This is a genomic window from Kosakonia sp. SMBL-WEM22 (assembly GCF_014490785.1).
Taxonomy (GTDB): Bacteria; Pseudomonadota; Gammaproteobacteria; order Enterobacterales; family Enterobacteriaceae; genus Kosakonia.
The window spans coordinates 119482-137202 of record NZ_CP051489.1; the positions used below are offsets into that span (position 1 = coordinate 119482).

Sequence of the window (17721 nt, forward strand, 5' to 3'; positions counted from 1 at the left end):
CCTCAGTTAATGGTGTCACCCATTTTCAGGCCACGCGCCTGCCGCATGACTTCATCCGGATCGATGTTGCCGACAGATGTCGTGGAGGTTGAGGACGCCGGGACAGCCTGGGCAGTGTTTCCGGTGACGGCATTCTGTGCGGTCTGGCCGGCTTTCTGTGCTTCGGCCAGGACTTTCGCTTCTTCCATATCCTGACGGGTTTCGAGCTGGAAGCCCTTCTGGAACACCACGGTGACCGCATTACCCGCCCCGATATCGATGATGGGGTGATACTGCTCCGCGCGCTTAATCCAGTACTGGCTCAGCGTTTCAGCCGCTTTGCTGCCCCCGCCGCCCAGCCCCTGCCCTAACACATCCCCGGCGCTGACGTTCGCGGTTGCCCCCAGTCCGACAGATGGCGTGGCAGCTGATTTAACGCCCTCGCCAATCCCTGACAGGAATCCGGCCGCGCCGGCATACCCGATAATCTTGCCGTTACGCATGACGGGTGTGCCCTTGATGCCATACTTGCCCTGCCAGCTGACATGGCCTTCGAATTCCATGTCGATATCCTTACCGTTTTTCAGGTTGCAGGCGATGGAGCGTGTCCGCACGTTACCGCGCTCACTGGAGATATCCCCCCAGGCCTCGCCCACGATAAAACAGCCGTTCAGGTCAAATTGCTTGTTGTTCGGCATGGTGGTTTTGCCCAGCAGGCGGATGGTCACGGGTCTGGAGTCCTGCTGGCCGGTGACACTGGCGTTGGCGTCAACACCTTCAATCAGCACGGCTTCCGAGAAGGAGCCGGACGATATCCAGGGCAGCTTTGTGGCTTTCTTTTTCAGGCTTTCATAATTAAATGAGGTTTTCTGCATTCCCCCGCTCATGCGATTACCACTGCCGCCCGGATAGAATCCGGCACCCTGGGTACTGGCAGGACCGGTGGCGGCCGGTGTGCCTGTCGCAGGGGTTACAGTGTACTGGGGGAGTCTGGCCTGACCGGCAGCAACGGGACCCGGCAGTGGTGTGCCGTCTGCGGCAGCAGGAGGTGTCTGCTGTCCGGAGGGTTGTTCGTTGCTGCCGGTGGCACCCGGCTTCGTCTGCATCTGCTCGCTCAGGCGCTGGATTTCAGCGTCCTTCTTCTGCAGCTGCTGGCTGAAAGTGGTTTTGCTCTGCTCGAATGACTGCGCGAGCTGGGCCAGCTGCGCTTCGAGCGCAGACGTTCTGGCCTGCTGCTGTGCCATCGCAGACTGGTTGACCTGCTCGTCAAAGGTGGCGGTGACGACGCCGGTCATGTTGGGCGCGGGCGCGTTCTGCGCCTGCTGTGCTTTGTTATCTTCGGTGCCGAAGGTCAGCACCAGGGCAGTGGTGACGCCTGCAGCGGCCAGGACGCCGATGAGTATGGCGAGCTGTGTGCGGCGGGTTTTCACATTCAGGTTCATGCGCGCGGCTCTCCGTCATAAGAGAACACCACCCACACATACCCTTCCCCGTTCGCGTAAAGCTGGTTCTGCGACAGCATCACGGCCCGGACGCCCTTGCGCCAGAAGTCTCGCTCGCGCAGCTGCGTGGTGACCACGCCGGGGTTTGTCATGCGAAACCGCACAACGCGCAGGTGGGAGCCGGTGAACTGGCGCTCCGGGGTCAGCCTGACGGTGACGGCCGGGTTATAGGCCGGCATGCGGCTGACGGGTAACGCTTTATATCCTTCCGGCACATCACCGAGGGCGATGGTACGGGAGAGGCTGACGAGCGTTTTTTCGTAGCTCTGCCCTTCTTCCCACGCTTTAGCATCCTCACTGGCGACTTTCGGTGCGGTGAGCGGGGTGAAGTGCAGTGTCCTGCCTGTGCCGGGTTTCGGTGTGACGTTGAGGCTCAGCGCCGCACCGCCGGCAGTCTGGATGAATACCGTGAAATTCTGACCGACGAGTGGCGAGAGCAGTAATGCGCCATCGGCAGTGTGGTCCTGGTCGTAGGCACCTGTAGGCCCGCTGATGCTGGTCACCAGTTCCCCGTCAATGATGATTTTGTTGGGGTTGGTGTTACTGAGATTAACGCTGAATGATGCGTCATTCTCAAACGGTATGGCGACGGGTCCGGTGGCGGCCCGAAGGCCGCCTGTGAACATTACCGTTGCCATTAACACAGCAGCAGCTGCCGGTGAAAAACGCTTTTTCATGGGCAGTCCTGATTCAGTTAGTGGTGACCGGCATGAGTTCGGACATCTCATCGAGATTGATGATGCCGTTCTCATAGCGCATCCGGAGCCGGTAAGTGCGTGCCTGCTCCTTCAGTTCGGTGGTGATATTGCCGTTGGTGGTTGAGGGGTGGAGCACGACGTCTGCGTCAATCACGCCGGGACTGACCATGCGCAGCGCGCGGACATCGTAACGCCAGGTGAGGCCTCCTTTTTTAATGCGGTCAGCTTCCACATCGAGCGCTTTTTTCAGTGCGTCGCGGCTCTGTGCAGGCACGTAGTTGAGCAGCATCTTTTGCTGGCTGTCGATGTTCTCGGGGCTGACGTTCAGCCTGAGATACAGGAATGACGTGGCGAACATGTTCATGCCTGCGGTATCGGCAGATGAGGCATCGGAGCTGAAAGGCTGGTTGTAAGACATGGGCGTGGTGATGGTTCTTTGCGTGCTGTAAAAGTGCCACGCAAGAGCGCTGCTCAGAATCGTTGCTGCAGTACATAAAACAGCGAAACTGCCCATCCCGATAAAGGCGAGTCGCAGGTATTTATCCCTGCTTCGCTTGATATCCATTTTCACTTATTCACGCCCTCCAGTGACGGAAACCTGAGTCAGGAATTGACCGGAAGGTCACCCTGAAAATAAAGGTGGGCAGGTACCAGTAACAGAAATTCAGTAACCAGAACGAGCCCTGCCCTTTTTTCAGATACCTGACAATTAACCACAGCACGCCCGAAACTATCCCCAGGGCGGTCGACATATTGCAGACGATACCCAGTAAGGTCAGGGGAGCAATAACGAGGAGTTCGTCGAGGGGGAGACCGAAGAATCGGGCCTGCTGATTGAGGGTTTCCGGGAAGTAATATTTATCTTCTTCCCCGTTCATTTTTAGCCTGCGATGGCGAAGCCCATGCGGGTAAAAATAATGACGATGACGAGACCGAGAAATACCAGAGGGGAGCGGGCTTTAATGTACAGGAATAAAGCGATAAAGATTTCCGCGTAGTAGAAGTATTTCTCAAGTGACGACCCGTGACCGAAAGTGCTGGAAACGGTGGAAGACTGTGAGGCGAGTAAATCAGTGCTGCCCGCAAATGCGTAATTGCAGGCCAGAAGAGAAAGGAGAATTAAACCTCCGTTTTTTAAATACTTTCTCATCTGAATATTTTCACGGGCTTTGCGAAATAAAGACGCTACCGCCCATCCCTTTGTGACCTTAAGGGCATTGTCCTCAGTGAACATGCTTGTTTCTCCGGATGTAAACAAAATGTGTTTGCGTAAGTGCTTGTTTACGCGGGCATAAGTATCTCATAACCCTAAAAAAAAAAAACTGTGAGCTTAGTCACACTTTTCAGCATCATTAGGAATTATCTGACTACCGGCGCAACATATCCTGAGTCATGCAGGTATGACGCCTGTGATGTCAGGGATCTATGAATATGAAAGTAAAAGAGAATCTGTGGGGAAAGCGTGGCCGCCCACGGAAGTTCACTGCGGGCGAAACAGTGGAGTGGCGGCTGCGTGCGCCGGACAATCTGCTGATGGAACTGCGGGTGTGTGCACGAATTAGTGAGAGGAGTGTTAACGATGAAATTATCGCGCGGTTACTTATTTCACTGAATTATCAGCCGCATGTACCTGTTATTAAAACGGTTGAGGGGGAAAGGTTAATTTCTCTGGCAGTAAAGTTTGAAGAGTGGCTGTGTGATTTATTAAGCAATGGTAATGAAGATGAAAATGAAAACAGAAAGGAAAAGGCGCGTGATGAACCTGTCTGGATGTGGCGTGAAGGTATACGGGTGTTAATTCCCGGAAAGACGTCAGGCTACAGCATGCGCATTCCTGAAAATCTTGCCTCTGAAATAAGAATTATGGCGCGGGTGCATAAACGCAGCCTGAACGATGAAATGCTGACAAGGTTGATGAATTCTATGGGTTATTTAACCCAGCGCCTTCTCGACCAGAATGAGGATGCGCAGGCGCTTAAAGTGCTGTGCATGGCATTTGAGTGGTATCTCAGGGAGAAATTATCGGAAGCGGAGGATGTGCCGCTTCCGTGGAATAAACCGGAGTAACCGTGACGGGTCTGGCCGGCGGCTTTGTCGGCCAGATTGTTATTCTTCGTTGGTAAGGAAGTGATGGGCTTCGGTTGCTGTCTCAGCCTGATTAATTGCTGAAATGCTCTGATTAATCAGGTCCTCAAGGCTAATTTGAGCGTCATTTCCTTTGCTCTGTACGTACATCTCACAAACCAGCGCGGTAAGAATCATAATACCCTCCCTCGTGCCGCTGGCTTTCATTATCAGGTCGCGCCGGTAGCCCTCGAGATCGAACTTAGGCCCGTCTGAATCATTGTTTTTATAAACCAGAAGCCCGAGGCGAATAAGTTCATTGCAGGTTGAAGACACGCTGACTTCTGCCGGGGACGCGCCGTTATTTAATTCTTTCTGAACAATATCACGCACTTCCCGCTCAATTTTATCTTTCAGGTAAACGCCTATTCTTCCCATATTAATTCCTGAGTTTCGGTAGTGTCGGAGGCGACACTACGGAGCAATGTCTGATGTTAAAAGCCGGTGGTTATGCAATGGCTGTGTGCTGGCAGAAAAAACCGATTCCGGCGGGAATCTGGTTTATACAGGTGTTCGTAAGCAGCACTAATGCAGCATTAGTGTGACACTGTGCGATATCTATCGCAATGGTTTTAAAGAATATCCACATTCCTGCGATAAACCTGCGACATACCGACACTAACAGGTAATACAATCCTCCGATATATGTATCCTGAACCTCCGACATTATAGTGTCGGATTGTACGATACTTTTGGTTTTACTCTAAAATCCTCACAATTTTACAGGCACAACAACCTGATTCCAAAGGAAAAACCTGCAAGACGAAGTCTTGCGTGGGGTGTCATGTTTTATATGTTAGCAAAGAGCGGCCAATAATAAGCGACATCAGAGCCTCATTAATATCAGAGACTGACTCCGGGCACGTACCCGCAGCGCTCTCTGCGCGTTTGTAAGAGCGGGTATTGATTTAAATGATCGGCGGGGGTATTTTTTATTGCGCTGCTCCAGCGACATTCCACGCGCGCAAAACGCAAAGGTTATAAATATGAATAAACTCGGTCTCATTCTGCTCTGCGCCTCAATGTCCTGCAGCGCCGCACCGCAAATGTGTTTCGACCAGGCAGGGCGGGATTACCAAATCGACCCGCTGCTGCTGATGTCAATTTCTATCAGGGAAAGCCGACTGCGGCCCGCTGCGGTTAATGTGGCGAACAATGACGGTTCGGAGGATGTATGCGGGATGCAGATAAACAGTTCGCATTACGGTAAGCTGAAAAAGTTTAATATTACGCGATCGGATCTGCTTAATGATCCATGCGTGTGCGTTTACACCGGCGGATGGGTTCTTGCGCATAACTTCAGGTCATACGGAAAAAACTGGGACAGCGTGGGAATGTATAATACCGGGCCGTCGAAAAACCTGATCAAACAGCGACGGGCCTATGCCGAGGATATCAGAAATATTTACCGCATTCTGTTGGCCAGAAAATCCATACTGGCGCAGCGTTCTGCACCTGACGAAGAAACGCAGCTGACGGCAAAAATAACGCCTGAGCCGCTGAAAGACTGACATAAAAAACCCGGTTAACCGGGTTTTTTTATTCAGCTTTTCAGCCGGGCAAACTCTTCCGCCATTTTCCACAGCGCCTGGTTAAGTTTGATGTCGCCATCAATCCCGGTCACCGGTCGTGTCGTGGTTTTTTTTCCTTTCGCCGTTCTTCCACGCACGCCACCTTTGATCAGATTCTCCTGCACAATATTAAAGGACGTCCACAAATCGGTTTCTTTGTCATACCAGGCGCGGGGCTGAATTATCTGCTCAGGGGTGACCGGTGATTTATCCTCGCCATATTTATATTCCAGCGCCATCGCGCCGAGCAGGCGACGTTCGGCGCTGTCGAGCTGGATGCTTTTCATTTTTTCCATATTGTCGGCGACGGCATCGAATACGCCCAGCACCTCATATGCTCCCTCGATAACCTGCGAAACAATATCCCCTTTGTGGGGCACGTTAATTTCGCCGAACGACTTCCAGCACACCAGGCCATTTGTGCAGACCTGCCGGAAAATACCGGGGATCATTTTATAACTGCTGGAGCCATCATGGCTGTTCAGCAAAACAATTTCCGGCACCTCTGACCCGCTGTCGTTATTTCCGCGACGCAGCCGGATCATGTGTTTGGTGAAATCCCGGCGCTCCGGATCACGTACCCGTGACTGTCCGGCATAATACGGCTCGAATCCTTCCTCACGCAATTTATCCAGCAGAGTAATGGTCGGAATATAGGTGTAGCGTTCAGAGCGCGACTCATGTTTTTCAACCGAAAATGCGCTCGGCACGACACGCATTAATTCATCGTTTGTCAGCGGGCGATTATTTCGTATCGTGTTTGGCGCGGCGTAACGGGTGGATAAACGGATCATGATTATTCTCCTTTCAGGATAGTAATAAACGGTAAAAGTTATCCAGTGGCAGCGCAGCCGCGACCGGGATATTTTTCAGAAGCCACACGGCGTAATAATCCGGGGCGCATTCCACAAATACATTCAGCTCAACAGCACCAGGGGGAACAGAGAACACCTCCGGCTGCTGTTCATCGCACGCAGCGGAAACCACCCAGTCAAACAAATCCAGGATCTGACTGTCTGTCAGGTTTTGATCATATCTTCCGGCGGTTTCTCCTCCGGCGGTCTTGCCGTTGACGTTTCGTGTGCGCATTCTGGTTTTCTCCTGTGGTGATGGTTAATCCATCTCCCTGGCTGGTACTCTCGCGGCAAAGGGCAAGGGAGCGACGGCAGACGAATGCACGCACGGGTGTCGGCAAAGCCGCAGCGCAAGCGAGCCGGATTTTCGGCGAGTGCGAACGGGTGCAGACGACAGCGCCAGGAGCGCGGCCCTTGCGGGCAGGCGGATGACGGTGCTACAGACAGCCCTCCGCGTGAGTGCCGGCAAGGGGGTGGCATCACCACGCTGAGAGAATGCGCGCACCCGACACGGCGGAACGACGTGGCGACCTTAAAGCCCCGGCCGCGCCGGGGCGATGGACGCGGCGCGACCGTTCCGGTCGCAGCTAGCGGTGCCGTTGACCTTTTCCATCGGGTCCTAGCGAAGCCCGAAACCCGAAGGGGTTCGGCGCCCGCCTGCGGGCGACGGGCGGAGTAGGGCCGACGACCCGGCCGGTACGGACGGGGAGCCGAAGGTGGCCAGCCCCTGACCTTGATTTTGATTTTGTTGCCGGAAACAACCGGCAATGGTGAGCAGCCCAGGCTAATCCTGCGCAACCCCCACAGAGGCAGCAGAACACAGGAGCAGATGAGGGAGAGAGCGGGTGCGCCGCAGGCGTTCTCGCCCTGCCCCGTTCCCCGGAGGGGAACGCCCTTCCCGGCTTTTGCCGTTCCGGGCACGGACTCAGAAATCGTCTTCCTCTTCAGCATCAAAGTGAAATTCAGCGACCCTGAGCAGTTCCGGCAGACCGTTACCTGCCGGGGAGATGATCCCCACCTGGTGGCACAGATGCATCATACTTGCCATGAAATCGACGATCACGCTTCCCACCGGCTCGCCATCTTCTGCCATGCCGGTGCGTTGCGCGAACAACCACAGCGCTTCGGCTGCCAGGCTGACGCGTTGCCGGTTGTCATGTATCACCACGGGAAACTCCGCGATCGGCAGCTGTGCCGCCAGCGCTTCCAGCTCTGTCGCCGGAACTTTCTCAGCCGCAGTGTGTTCCGGGGCGGTATCAGTCAGGTTAACTTTCATTGTTATTCTCCCTCTCAGTGGCAGGCCACCCCCGCAGGGATGGCCGCCTCCCTTATGCCAGACCCAGCGCCGGATACACGCTGCTGCCGTTATCTGCATCCGCAGACGCCCCAAGACCGGAATACACCGTGGTCATGAACTCCTGCCAGCGCCCGAACGGCATGGCGGGGATGTGCGCGGGTTTTCCTGCGCGCAGGGCATTTACAAATGCCGTCGCCTGTGCGACAGTTTGCGGGTCAAATATCACGGATCTCATCCTCCAGTTTGTTTTGACGTGGTCGACACCTTGTCCGTGCCGACCTTTGATTAAGCAGGGCTTAGCCCTGCTTTTTTAATGCCCGGAATTCGCTGAATCCCCGGCAAAAAAAGTGCTGACGAAACTGTCTTCACCCGCCTCATTTTCTGCCGCCCTTATCCTGCGTGGCCCAGCTTGTCCGGCACCTGCCAGCGATCGGCAGCTTTTTCACTGACGCTCATACCGCTCACCACATCCCTCAGCACGTTCAGTACTGACCAGAGCGGTTCTTGCCGGTGCCATTCCAGCTCTGGCAGAGACGAAAAACGTTTCCGCCACTGCCAGAACTGTTCCGCCAGCTCGTACTCGCGCAGTTCATCAGCCCAGCGCGTGTACCACGCCCCCACGTTCTCCGGAGACCGGAAGTTCAGGTCTGCCCGGGCCTGCGCGACCAGACTCTGGTGCAGAATTTCCTCCCGGCACAGGCTTTTATTTTCACGCCGGATCGTTTTATGCAGATGCAGTTTCCCGCGCTGATCCTTCCGGGATGCATTCCGGAACACCACATCCGGGAACAGGCATTCCTGAACCGATGCCGGCAGCGGCGGGTAGCAGTGCTCACCCCGGCTGACCAGCAGGACTTCGAGCGCCTCCTCAAGCCTGCGCAGCGACCAGATTTTAAAATGCGGGTCCCAGCCCAGCCCCGGAATGGCCTGAGCGGTACGGCTGCTGAGACGACTTTCGCCGGTCAGCAGGCGCATGAAAGCGCGTGCATGCGGGTTGTCTTCCGGCAGACGCCTGCGGCTCTCGCGGCGCAGCTCGACCTCTGCCACCGCCTGCAGCGCAGCCTGGCGTGCCGGGTTCAGGGTAACGAGCGCGAGACTGGCGGGGATCATGACATCACCTCCGCATTCATCAGTTCAGCGATGGTGGCCGCAGAGCAGTTAAAACGGTGCAGTCCGGCAACCTGCGCCAGCAGGGCGCTGACGGCCACCGGGTCATGCCTGTCGCGCTGCGACAGGATCCTGACCAGCCCCCCGTCAGCCGCCAGCAGGAACAGTGTCCAGGCCGGGAGCATTTCACCGGGGCTACAGAGGCAGAGAAAGTAACGGTCGGACCGGTCCGGGGCAAAGCGCAACTGGACAGGAAACTGGCCGCCGAACTCACAGCGGTACTCGGCATTCACGCGCCAGCCTGGCGGAACCGGAATGGTGTTCATCACGGCGTCGCTCAGCTGGCGACGTTCTTCATCACCACTCTCACGGACGGCTTCCAGCTCCGCGGGGATCATGCTGTTGAGGACTGCGGGGGTATATTTCATGCTCATGGTGGTTTTCCCGGTTGCCCCGGCGGGGCAACCGGCTCCTGGTTATGCGGCGTTGTGGTCAGCGTTGTGGTCAGCGGTGTCGTTCAGCGTCGCCGGAACATCCGGCTGCGGGCGGGTCATCCAGTCCGGCACCCAGCGGGTTTCCGCGAGGGTGGCGGCAGCCAGCTTCGCGGCCTCGCCTTTTTTCAGCTTCATCGCCTCGCGGGCGCGGTCCTGGTGCCCGGCCTCTGCCAGCGCGTCGCCGATCTGATCCTTGCTGATGCTGCCAAAGTAGTCCGCATCCGGCTGCCACCAGTCGCGCAGGTCGAAGTCCAGCGCGGATTCAAGGGTCTCCAGACTGCTGTCGCCGGTGCGTCCGTACTGCCGTTCCTGCACCCCGTTGATACCGGATGCCACGCAGTAGCTCAGGAGGGTAAGAAGCTGCTCTGTGGAGAGACCCAGCATGGTGCGAAAATCAGTTTCCCACAGCGGCGGCAGGGTCAGCAGCAGCGCCCCCTTCATGTCCTGCATCATTTGCCAGCCAGCGCCCTGCTTACCAGACGGCGCATCTGACGTGAGGGACCAGGTGCAGTCGCGGATGCTGACACCGAGGGGAGCCTGTACCCTGCCCCCGATCCTGCCGAAGACGTTACGGCAGAGCGTCCAGGTCAGCAGGGCCAGCGCCACATGCGGTCTGCCGGACAGCGCAGCCTGCACCGCCAGGGTACGTTCGGACGACATGGCCCGGACCAGTTTCTCGGAGAAGGCATCTGCCGGGATGCCGGGGGTTCTGATGGTGATCACGCGGTCTGTCGCGGGGTCTGTTGCAGGGAGTTCGCTTTCTTCAGCCCCGTTGTCCTGGGCTGGCTCGACGCGTTTCACCCCACGCTGAATGCAGAAGCCGCCGGCTTCATAGGAGACCACCACGCCGTGTGCCGCCTTATACGCCGGGGTGAACAGGCGCGCGCGCGCTGCACCCTCAATGTCCTCGATACGCTGCTGAAGCGCGTTTTCGTCCTCTTCGGTTTCGCTCTCCAGTAACTTCTGCTCAAGACCGACCACCGTGGCCCTTTCCTCGTCAGTCAGTTCAGGCTCAGGCAGACACACGCGCAGGGTCTGTGCATCACGGAGCGTGATTTCATCCATCCGGCTTTCACTCCATGCCCAGCCCTCTTCGCGCTGAAGTCGCGCCGCCTCGCCAGCCAGTTTGTCGAGCAGTAGCCGCTGTGTCAGGAGACGATCAGCAAAGCCCTGACCTTCGTCACTGAACAGGTCACGATCAACCACGCCCCCGGCCGCCACGTAGGCATCCTCCCCGACGAACCGGAACGCGGCAGAAGCCGTGTCCATTTTGATGCTGTTCACCTTCCCCTTCAGCCACCCTGCCGACGGCATACCGCTACCAAAAGCCTCTTTCGCGCTGTTCCAGATGTCCACCTGGCGGGCATGATCGTGTTCAAGTGTCATCACCTGACACAACTCCAGGGTAATGCGGTCGTGCATCAGTTCCTCAATCAGCGCCGGGGCGAGATTCGCCAGGCTGAGGATGCGCTGGACGTGACGGGCAGTGAAGCCAAAGAGATCGCCAATCTGCGCCGGGGTGAAGCCCTGCTCTGCCATCCTGCGGAACCCGGTCACCTGCTCTGCCGGGTGCATTTTGCGGCTTTTTTCGTTTTCAGCCATCGAGGCCGCGACCGCCAGATGCGCCGGGATACGCTTGACCGGGACGAACGGCTCATCAGCCCCGGTGAAGCCTTCCGCGACGAGTACGCCCGTCGCGCGGGTGCGCCCGCTGCCGCACACCACACCGAGTAAGCCGTCCGGATGATCGACAACCACCAGGTTATGCAGGAACCCCAGCGCCTTAATGCTGGCGGCATACCCGGCGATTTCCTCGTCAGTATGGGGCACGATGCGGACGTTATAGTCAGAACGGGTCAGGCGGGAATACGGCACGTATTCCACGGGTGCCTGTTGCAGGGCAGCCTCAACGGCTGCCGGCGCGGCGGCGGCTTTTTTCGTGCGGGCTTTGCGTGTGGCGGGTTTCGCCGTAGTATGGGTGGTGACCATTATTGTTTCCTCTTAGTTACGGTGGTGGTTATGCCGTGGCCGGAGTGCCATCCGGTCACGGCGCTTAATCAGTCGTGGTTTCGCTGCACATCGCGCAGCCGGTTTTCAAGCGTGGCCAGAAACTCCGGCTCAAAAGACCATGCATGCCAGACAAGGCGGCCAAACTGGCGTATCTCAACCTGTACATCCCCGCGTGATGATGCCCGTGCGGTAAAGACGGTCACGCCGTCCTGTAACCGGCGATACCGGGCGATCAGCGCCTTCGCCTGTAAAGCGATGTCTTCCTGCGTGTTTTGATCACATCTTCCGGCGGTTTCTCCTCCGGCGGTCTTGCCGTTGACGTTTCGTGTGCGCATTCTGGTTTTCTCCTGTGGTGATGGTTAATCCATCTCCCTGGCTGGTACTCTCGCGGCAAAGGGCAAGGGAGCGACGGCGCGGGAGGAAGGAGGGGGGCGGAGACAACAGTTTTTGCGGCCCTTCGCAAAAAGTTTTGGCGGAGTGCATTTTACCCCCCGTATGACGACCCGGCGGTGCTACAGCCAGCCCTCCGCGTGGGTGCCGGCAAGGGGGTGGCATCACCACGCAGAGAGAATGCGCGCACCCGACACGGCGGAACGGCGTGGCGACCTCAAAGCCCCGGCAACGCCGGGGCGGTGGACGCGGCGCGACCGGAACGGTCGCAGCTAGCGGTGCCGTTGACCTTTTCCATCGGGGCCTAGCGAAGCCCGAAACCCGCAGGGGTTCGGCCGGAGACTGGAGCCCGCCTGCGGGCGACGGGCGGAGTAGGGCCGACGACCCGGCCGGTACGGACGGGGAGCCGAAGGTGGCCTGTTCCGTATCCTCTTTTGTTTTTCCGGTGTCCGGTTTTTACCGGCGCAGCTGCTGCACAACTTCACTTTCATGTTCACCCGCACCCGCACCCGCACCCGCACCCGCACCCGCACCCGCACCCGCACCCGCAGGATGAAAATCTTTTTGTTGAAGATGGTCAGACTTTTTTTGCCGGAGGAGATGCAAGCAGTTGTGTTTGAAGTCAATACAACTTATGCGAACAACATTTGATTTGAGATGAGATTTAACGAAGTGCAGTGAGGCAGAAGATTATTCAAAGAAAGTCCGCTATGAGCGAAGAGCGGACGCTCAGGCTTCGGGAATACCGCCTGCTTTTTGTGTGATACAATGTTGTATCTGCTTCCACGAAAGTAAATTTTCCAATGTAAAGATTCTGTCTTTTAACAGTTTTTGCTTTCCGCATTGCCTGTGGGCTGTGTGGGCTTCTGTTATTTAAGGTGAGAATCTTTCCTCATGAACACTTTGCTGCTTGCGCTTTTTCGCGCACTGCGTAGTCATGACTGGCTGCGCTTCCTTGGTTTTGCCTATATCCTGTCGTCCCTTGGTAATGGGCTTACTCAGGTCATTGTTTTTGGACAGCTTTTACACTGGCAGGCTTCTCCTGCGACTCTGACGATGGTTTATATGCTGTCAATGCTGCCCAGTTTTATAGGGAGCATCCTGGGCGAAGCTCTGTGTAAAAAGGTTTCACCACTCCGAATCCTGATATTTACAGAGCTGCTCGGCCTGCTTGCACTTGTTTTTCCGTTATATGGTTTGCTACATCATAACGTTCCGGCTCTGCTTGCGGTGCAGTGTTCGGAAGCGCTATTCAGCGGCATGAGTTACCCGGCACTAACGCTGCTGTTTAAACGCGGATTACCGCATGACGAACTACCTGCAGCAACCGCCATGGAAACGATAATTTTTGCCTCACAGGTTTTGCTGGGTACCGGATTGGGCATTTTACTGTTCGACCTGATTTCTCCTTTGAATCTCCTTGCCATTGATGCCGTGAGTTTTGTCGCTTCGGCTGCTTTGCTTCTGACGTCAGCCTCTGTTTTTCAGGCGATGGAGCTGCAACATGAAAAAGCGGTGCCTGACACGCATAAGTTATTCTGGCGATGTTTATCTCCCCTGCAAAAACGAAGCGTTATGCTTTTACCTGCCCTGGCAGCTGTGGGTTCTCCCGCAATGGCGCTTTTACCTGCTCTTGCACAGGAAATAAGGCCTGAAGAGTCAGCCGGGCTGGCACTGCCGCTGCTTTTTGCGCGCAGCCTCGGACAACTCTGCGGCCCGCTAATACTTGATGCTGGTAAATTGCAGCGCTATTCCGCTAATAACAGGCTGTTGTTGCTATGCCTGGGCGGGTACATCGGTAGTTATTTTTTATTACCATTGTCTGCCGGCTTTCCGTACGCCGGGCTTATTATGATTTTCAGTGCACACATGGGTTCAAATATTGTTTTTGCTTTGGGTACGTTCGGCGTACTTAAGAACTTCGCAGAAACCCAGGTCGCCAAAGCCAGTGCACTTACATGGCGCGGACAGGTTCTGACCGCGGCTATTTCTACCAGTATAACCAGTGTGATAGCGCAGAATTTTGGTGCTTTTACTGCTCTGTACAGCATTTCTCTGTTCAGTCTGGGAGGCGTCGGAGTTTTGCTCTGGTTAAACAGGACGCCCAGAACAAACTAACACGGGGTTGTGCGTAGCATCATCAACAAAAGTGGGGAGCAGGTTTCTCCCCACTAGTATAATGTCCGCTTCTGGCACGAAGCGGACAAGACTTTAGCGTTGCACGCGCCATAAACCAGAAGTGGATTCTGTAGTTCCGAAAGCGGCTTGCTGTTTGAGCGAAAGGTAGTGCAATCTGTGTAGCCTGACCTGATCCATGGAATTATGCCAGACAGATATGATGCTAAAATTCATGCTTTCTCAGTATGCTCAACTGCCCGTCCCACAAGTTATCCTCCATAGCTGGCTTGAAAAATGGATTTCTGAGCAGGAAAAATACTGTGTGGATAGTACCTTTTCAGCAAGGTTCCCGTGGAAAGAAACTGGCTTGCCACAGGAGTATTTTTTACAGCGAAAGCTTAATATTGATGGACAGCATTTTCTTACTGGTCCGCGTTACCGTGGGGGCGATATCAATAGACCTTTCATTGACATTGTCGCTTCAGACTCGAGGATAGATTGTTCTGTACTCAAATCTGTCAGCCAGGAGTGGGCGCAGCTAAATCCGCTGTACATTCGAATTCTCACGGCCGGCCATCAAAAAAATCAGGGTATAACAGATCAATTCATCTATGCATCCTGCCTGTCAGGTGCCTCAGAATATCAGGATGACACAGTAAGCCTGAGGCCTGCTAAATACGCCGATTTTGAATGGTGTCGAAAGGCGCTCATGGATGCCTATCAGCATTCGTTGTTAGCTATCCCAGCCTTAAGAGGCAATCTGTGCTCTGTCGATGACCAAGAACTCAGTGATCATATTTCACAAGGCGATGCGCATATTGTTTATGAAGAAGGAATACGCGTTGGACTGATAATTTGCGAAAAAGGAACCGTCGCTTTTTTAAGTGGCTACCGGATTTCTGAAGAGGTAATCCTTCCTGCCTTTCGCGGGCGCTCTCTGGCCTCCCGGGCTCAGCGCCTGCTTTGTAACCATCTTCAACGCTCCAGCCGGGAACCCTGCCTAATGACAGGGACAATCATTCCGGAAAATTTGCCGTCGATAAAGACAGCTGAAAAAGCGGGGCGGACATGCATTCTCAGATTTGAGTTTTTACCTGCGATGTTTAGTTAATCTGCTGAACCTGAACGTTAAATCTGTTGCCGTGTGTTGATATGAAATATGTTTATATAACTCTTTTCTTGTTGTATAAGGCAGACAAGATAAGTAGCGTTAAGGTCCGCTATGAGCGAAGAGCGGACAGCGATATTACCCGCAGTAAATCTAAAGAGTGGACTCTTGATGATTCAAAAGATTAGCTGAAGCAATCATAATTGAGGTTCAGCTAAAAAAATGTGTGTCATTCAGGGAGAAAAAGATGAGTTTTGAGCGAAAAAAGGAACGTGCGCTTGCCATTATGGAAAGTAAAAAAATGTGGCGCAGCAACTATGCTCCGCCTTTGTTGCGTGGATTATGGCGGTTAGGCGTAAAAATTCCGCCATTACCTTTCGTTTCTTTCTGGCGAATCACGTTAATGATGGGACTGATGTATGGTCTTGTATGGGGCCTGATGATGTGGTTTTTCAGTTGGAAAGATATGGGAATGCAGCCTTTGTGGGCAATATTACGGAGCCTCCTGGGTGGCATTCTGTTTGGCGTGATGATGGCCGCGTTTCACGGATGGCGTAAAAAGGTTAATAAACTGCCTGACTGGCAGGATTTGTAAGTAATTTGCAAAGGGCTTAGCATCGCTCAATGTCCGCTTGGAGCGAAGAGCGGAAGTTCGCAGCTCCAGCTACAACATAACTAACATCGAGGTGTTTTAATCAACCGGGAGTAGGTCACACAGGAAACGGCAAGTTCAGCAAACGAGGAGAAAGAACCTGCCTGATCTTGACGTGTCGTCAATAATGTAAATGATCGATATTTGAAGAAAATGCATGTTACCGCATTTCTCAGGTGAATTGTTTTTCGTACTTATCTAAATGCTGTTTAAAAAATTTTTCATAATCTTCTACTGCACTAACCGATATGGTGACTGTTATAGCAGGTTCATCTAGCTCTTGTGACAAATCTTCGATAGCGATAAAACCACAGATTTTTTCTTCATCAGTTTCGCTAATGAATAGTTTACATCCTGTTGTATCGGCATTTGGAAAGTAAAACTGTGTTGGTATTAAATCCCCATGAACTATTCCCATTGGAGGATCACCAAATTCTAATTGAGAAACACCAATAGTTTTGCCTTCTTTTCTAATCTCAAATATCATATCATTCCCCTTGAGCCATTGATGTTTTTGGCGATAACCTCGTTGATAACTAATGTAGCAATGCCTCGAAAAATGAGAAATTACTTTATCAGTTATGTCCGCTTCTGGCACTAAGCGGGCGTTTCATAACGCATAGAGGCAGATCTGTCAGGCAGCTTACTTCTCGGGATTGAGCATTTGCATTGTGTTAAACAATACATCGCAGTGACAAATTCAATATCTATCGTTCCAGATAAATGAGTGCGAGTTGCAGATGGTGCTCTATAAAGTTTGTTTTAAATGCGCTATAACGATGTGCATCGTCCTTATATAGCAATACTGCTGCACGCTTCATCTCAGCGTAAGCCATTGCAATATTTCTGTTTTTCCTCAGATAATCACGAAAAGCAAGATGCCTTAGTATCTGTATATCTCCGACTGAAAACGCATGTACTTGATGGCTACGCTGATCACCGCCCTTAATGAAGTACCGACGCCCTGCAATACCGTTTTCACCGCGAGCAATGTATCCGGCGTTAACCATTGCAGGGATGTATTTATCCAATTCGTTGATATCGTGAACTTCCAGAAGGATATCAATCACGGGTTTTGCTGAGAGGCCAGGCACTGACGTACTACCAATGTGATGAATATTTTTAGCAACGTCACCCAACAGCGTCTTTATGAGAAAACTTTCAGCGTTGAACATCTCAGGCCATTTTTCATCGTATGGCACTACAGCTATTTTACGCATAAATACCTCCTTCTGTTCCCAGAGACTCATAAGATAATATCTATGTTGCGAATCGCTGTTACCGCCGTAGCATCTGCCGCAGCCGCTTCTGTTGCCAACGGCTGATCAGCCCGCGAAAAACAAACGTCCTCATGCCACGAACAAACAGCAGTGCAAACCAGATCCCCGCTACCCACAATGACCATACGCTGGCCGGGGCCGTAAAGTAGTTAAGAACAAGCAGCAGTGCACAAACAACGATAGCTGTAATAACTGACCGATAAAAACGGCCTTCCTCAGCGAGGTTGTTCTTCGCTTCGGCAATTCTCTGGTCGAGCGCGTCATCCCCAGGCGTATCACGTTCAGAAAGATCCGCAACACTCACCTCAAATACAGCTGCCAGGGCGCTCAGTGTTTCCAGGCTGGGCTGATCGCCATTCTCGATACGCTGCACCGTGCGCACACTCAGCCCGGACATTTCGGCAAGCTGCTCCTGGGACCAGGCTCGCACAAGACGCAGCGACCTAAATTTATTGGTATCACTCATATTATGTCTCCGAATGGAAGGTGGTCAGCGCATAGTGTTGTCCAGACAATCCTGCACGACCACGATCATAA

At 54.0% G+C, this 17721-nt stretch carries 21 protein-coding genes and 1 pseudogene; 5 read left to right on the top strand and 17 right to left on the bottom strand.

Going from position 1 to position 17721, the window contains the following annotated elements; all coding sequences use genetic code 11:
• Positions 1 to 2 precede the first annotated feature (2 nt).
• Genes traB through HF650_RS24835 form a run of 5 tightly spaced genes read right to left on the bottom strand, consistent with a single transcriptional unit; the run spans position 3 to position 3413 of the window.
• Entirely contained in the window at positions 3 to 1421 is a 1419-nt protein-coding gene (gene traB, locus HF650_RS24815) for an F-type conjugal transfer pilus assembly protein TraB (RefSeq protein ID WP_187802852.1), read from the bottom strand.
• Positions 1418 to 2158, bottom strand: a complete 741-nt coding sequence (gene traK / locus HF650_RS24820; RefSeq protein WP_187802853.1) for a type-F conjugative transfer system secretin TraK — start codon at positions 2156 to 2158, stop codon at positions 1418 to 1420. The genes traB and traK overlap by 4 nt, the downstream gene beginning before the upstream one ends.
• 13 nt (positions 2159 to 2171) lie before the next feature.
• A complete protein-coding gene (locus HF650_RS24825; protein WP_346014261.1) occupies positions 2172 to 2744 on the bottom strand; it encodes a TraE/TraK family type IV conjugative transfer system protein in 573 nt (190 codons plus the stop codon).
• A gap of 10 nt (positions 2745 to 2754) precedes the next feature.
• Positions 2755 to 3057, bottom strand: coding sequence for a type IV conjugative transfer system protein TraL (traL, locus tag HF650_RS24830; RefSeq protein ID WP_187802855.1), 303 nt, complete (start codon positions 3055 to 3057; stop codon positions 2755 to 2757).
• Positions 3058 to 3059: 2 nt separating this feature from the next.
• Positions 3060 to 3413, bottom strand: a complete 354-nt coding sequence (locus HF650_RS24835; protein WP_042718119.1) for a type IV conjugative transfer system pilin TraA — start codon at positions 3411 to 3413, stop codon at positions 3060 to 3062.
• A 197-nt stretch (positions 3414 to 3610) separates the two neighbouring features.
• Between HF650_RS24835 and HF650_RS24840 the strand changes: the two genes are divergently transcribed.
• Complete coding sequence (locus HF650_RS24840; RefSeq protein WP_187802946.1) at positions 3611 to 4246, top strand: Arc family DNA-binding protein; 636 nt, start codon at positions 3611 to 3613, stop codon at positions 4244 to 4246.
• Between the two features lie 39 nt (positions 4247 to 4285).
• Here the strand turns inward: HF650_RS24840 and HF650_RS24845 are convergent, their stop codons facing one another.
• Positions 4286 to 4681 (bottom strand): relaxosome protein TraM, encoded by a 396-nt coding sequence (locus HF650_RS24845; RefSeq protein ID WP_187802856.1) that lies wholly within the window; start codon positions 4679 to 4681, stop codon positions 4286 to 4288.
• 608 nt (positions 4682 to 5289) lie between these two features.
• Here HF650_RS24845 and HF650_RS24850 point away from each other — a divergent pair.
• Complete coding sequence (locus HF650_RS24850) at positions 5290 to 5814, top strand: lytic transglycosylase domain-containing protein (protein WP_187802857.1); 525 nt, start codon at positions 5290 to 5292, stop codon at positions 5812 to 5814.
• Between the two features lie 32 nt (positions 5815 to 5846).
• Here HF650_RS24850 and HF650_RS24855 read toward each other — a convergent pair whose 3' ends face one another.
• The 8 genes and pseudogenes from HF650_RS24855 to HF650_RS24890 all read right to left on the bottom strand — a co-directional run bounded on the left by HF650_RS24855 (position 5847) and on the right by HF650_RS24890 (position 11971).
• A complete protein-coding gene (locus tag HF650_RS24855) occupies positions 5847 to 6665 on the bottom strand; it encodes a DUF932 domain-containing protein (protein WP_187802947.1) in 819 nt (272 codons plus the stop codon).
• 16 nt (positions 6666 to 6681) lie between these two features.
• Complete coding sequence (locus HF650_RS24860; RefSeq protein ID WP_187802858.1) at positions 6682 to 6963, bottom strand: hypothetical protein; 282 nt, start codon at positions 6961 to 6963, stop codon at positions 6682 to 6684.
• 690 nt (positions 6964 to 7653) lie between these two features.
• Positions 7654 to 8004, bottom strand: a complete 351-nt coding sequence (locus HF650_RS24865) for a hypothetical protein (protein WP_187802859.1) — start codon at positions 8002 to 8004, stop codon at positions 7654 to 7656.
• A 103-nt stretch (positions 8005 to 8107) separates the two neighbouring features.
• A pseudogene (locus tag HF650_RS24870) lies at positions 8108 to 8251 on the bottom strand (succinate dehydrogenase flavoprotein subunit); the annotation flags it as partial.
• Between the two features lie 164 nt (positions 8252 to 8415).
• Positions 8416 to 9135, bottom strand: a complete 720-nt coding sequence (locus tag HF650_RS24875) for a plasmid SOS inhibition protein A (RefSeq protein ID WP_187802860.1) — start codon at positions 9133 to 9135, stop codon at positions 8416 to 8418.
• Positions 9132 to 9566: a conjugation system SOS inhibitor PsiB gene (gene psiB / locus HF650_RS24880; protein ID WP_187802861.1), complete on the bottom strand. Its 435-nt coding sequence runs from the start codon at positions 9564 to 9566 to the stop codon at positions 9132 to 9134. Before psiB ends, HF650_RS24875 begins: the two co-directional genes overlap by 4 nt.
• A gap of 42 nt (positions 9567 to 9608) precedes the next feature.
• A complete protein-coding gene (locus HF650_RS24885; RefSeq protein ID WP_187802862.1) occupies positions 9609 to 11615 on the bottom strand; it encodes a ParB/RepB/Spo0J family partition protein in 2007 nt (668 codons plus the stop codon).
• A 68-nt stretch (positions 11616 to 11683) separates the two neighbouring features.
• A complete protein-coding gene (locus HF650_RS24890; RefSeq protein WP_187802863.1) occupies positions 11684 to 11971 on the bottom strand; it encodes a hypothetical protein in 288 nt (95 codons plus the stop codon).
• A gap of 949 nt (positions 11972 to 12920) precedes the next feature.
• On the opposite strand from HF650_RS24890, the gene HF650_RS24895 reads away from it, so the two are divergent.
• The 3 genes from HF650_RS24895 (at position 12921) to HF650_RS24905 (ending at position 15847) form a co-directional block, all read left to right on the top strand.
• Positions 12921 to 14144 (top strand): MFS transporter, encoded by a 1224-nt coding sequence (locus tag HF650_RS24895; RefSeq protein WP_187799111.1) that lies wholly within the window; start codon positions 12921 to 12923, stop codon positions 14142 to 14144.
• A gap of 220 nt (positions 14145 to 14364) precedes the next feature.
• A complete protein-coding gene (locus HF650_RS24900; RefSeq protein ID WP_187802949.1) occupies positions 14365 to 15255 on the top strand; it encodes a GNAT family protein in 891 nt (296 codons plus the stop codon).
• A 244-nt stretch (positions 15256 to 15499) separates the two neighbouring features.
• Positions 15500 to 15847, top strand: coding sequence for a DUF6404 family protein (locus HF650_RS24905; RefSeq protein WP_187802864.1), 348 nt, complete (start codon positions 15500 to 15502; stop codon positions 15845 to 15847).
• Positions 15848 to 16076: 229 nt separating this feature from the next.
• Here HF650_RS24905 and HF650_RS24910 read toward each other — a convergent pair whose 3' ends face one another.
• From HF650_RS24910 to HF650_RS24920, 3 genes are all read right to left on the bottom strand, one after another.
• Complete coding sequence (locus HF650_RS24910; RefSeq protein WP_187802865.1) at positions 16077 to 16391, bottom strand: hypothetical protein; 315 nt, start codon at positions 16389 to 16391, stop codon at positions 16077 to 16079.
• A 220-nt stretch (positions 16392 to 16611) separates the two neighbouring features.
• Positions 16612 to 17124 carry a GrpB family protein gene (locus tag HF650_RS24915; RefSeq protein WP_187802866.1) on the bottom strand — a complete coding sequence of 171 codons (513 nt, stop codon included), beginning with the start codon at positions 17122 to 17124 and terminating at the stop codon, positions 16612 to 16614.
• 58 nt (positions 17125 to 17182) lie between these two features.
• Positions 17183 to 17650: a helix-turn-helix domain-containing protein gene (locus tag HF650_RS24920; protein ID WP_187802867.1), complete on the bottom strand. Its 468-nt coding sequence runs from the start codon at positions 17648 to 17650 to the stop codon at positions 17183 to 17185.
• Between the last annotated feature and the right edge of the window lie 71 nt (positions 17651 to 17721).

What these genes read in the sequence shown, in the direction of transcription:
- traB (WP_187802852.1), bottom strand. Translation starts at nt 1,421, where the DNA reads ATGAACCTGAATGTGAAAACCCGCCGCACACAGCTCGCCATACTCATC.
- traK (WP_187802853.1), bottom strand. Translation starts at nt 2,158, where the DNA reads ATGAAAAAGCGTTTTTCACCGGCAGCTGCTGCTGTGTTAATGGCAACG.
- HF650_RS24825 (WP_346014261.1), bottom strand. Translation starts at nt 2,744, where the DNA reads ATGGATATCAAGCGAAGCAGGGATAAATACCTGCGACTCGCCTTTATC.
- traL (WP_187802855.1), bottom strand. Translation starts at nt 3,057, where the DNA reads ATGAACGGGGAAGAAGATAAATATTACTTCCCGGAAACCCTCAATCAG.
- HF650_RS24835 (WP_042718119.1), bottom strand. Translation starts at nt 3,413, where the DNA reads ATGTTCACTGAGGACAATGCCCTTAAGGTCACAAAGGGATGGGCGGTA.
- HF650_RS24840 (WP_187802946.1), top strand. Translation starts at nt 3,611, where the DNA reads ATGAAAGTAAAAGAGAATCTGTGGGGAAAGCGTGGCCGCCCACGGAAG.
- HF650_RS24845 (WP_187802856.1), bottom strand. Translation starts at nt 4,681, where the DNA reads ATGGGAAGAATAGGCGTTTACCTGAAAGATAAAATTGAGCGGGAAGTG.
- HF650_RS24850 (WP_187802857.1), top strand. Translation starts at nt 5,290, where the DNA reads ATGAATAAACTCGGTCTCATTCTGCTCTGCGCCTCAATGTCCTGCAGC.
- HF650_RS24860 (WP_187802858.1), bottom strand. Translation starts at nt 6,963, where the DNA reads ATGCGCACACGAAACGTCAACGGCAAGACCGCCGGAGGAGAAACCGCC.
- HF650_RS24865 (WP_187802859.1), bottom strand. Translation starts at nt 8,004, where the DNA reads ATGAAAGTTAACCTGACTGATACCGCCCCGGAACACACTGCGGCTGAG.
- HF650_RS24875 (WP_187802860.1), bottom strand. Translation starts at nt 9,135, where the DNA reads ATGATCCCCGCCAGTCTCGCGCTCGTTACCCTGAACCCGGCACGCCAG.
- psiB (WP_187802861.1), bottom strand. Translation starts at nt 9,566, where the DNA reads ATGAGCATGAAATATACCCCCGCAGTCCTCAACAGCATGATCCCCGCG.
- HF650_RS24885 (WP_187802862.1), bottom strand. Translation starts at nt 11,615, where the DNA reads ATGGTCACCACCCATACTACGGCGAAACCCGCCACACGCAAAGCCCGC.
- HF650_RS24890 (WP_187802863.1), bottom strand. Translation starts at nt 11,971, where the DNA reads ATGCGCACACGAAACGTCAACGGCAAGACCGCCGGAGGAGAAACCGCC.
- HF650_RS24895 (WP_187799111.1), top strand. Translation starts at nt 12,921, where the DNA reads ATGAACACTTTGCTGCTTGCGCTTTTTCGCGCACTGCGTAGTCATGAC.
- HF650_RS24900 (WP_187802949.1), top strand. Translation starts at nt 14,365, where the DNA reads ATGCTAAAATTCATGCTTTCTCAGTATGCTCAACTGCCCGTCCCACAA.
- HF650_RS24905 (WP_187802864.1), top strand. Translation starts at nt 15,500, where the DNA reads ATGAGTTTTGAGCGAAAAAAGGAACGTGCGCTTGCCATTATGGAAAGT.
- HF650_RS24910 (WP_187802865.1), bottom strand. Translation starts at nt 16,391, where the DNA reads ATGATATTTGAGATTAGAAAAGAAGGCAAAACTATTGGTGTTTCTCAA.
- HF650_RS24915 (WP_187802866.1), bottom strand. Translation starts at nt 17,124, where the DNA reads ATGCGTAAAATAGCTGTAGTGCCATACGATGAAAAATGGCCTGAGATG.
- HF650_RS24920 (WP_187802867.1), bottom strand. Translation starts at nt 17,650, where the DNA reads ATGAGTGATACCAATAAATTTAGGTCGCTGCGTCTTGTGCGAGCCTGG.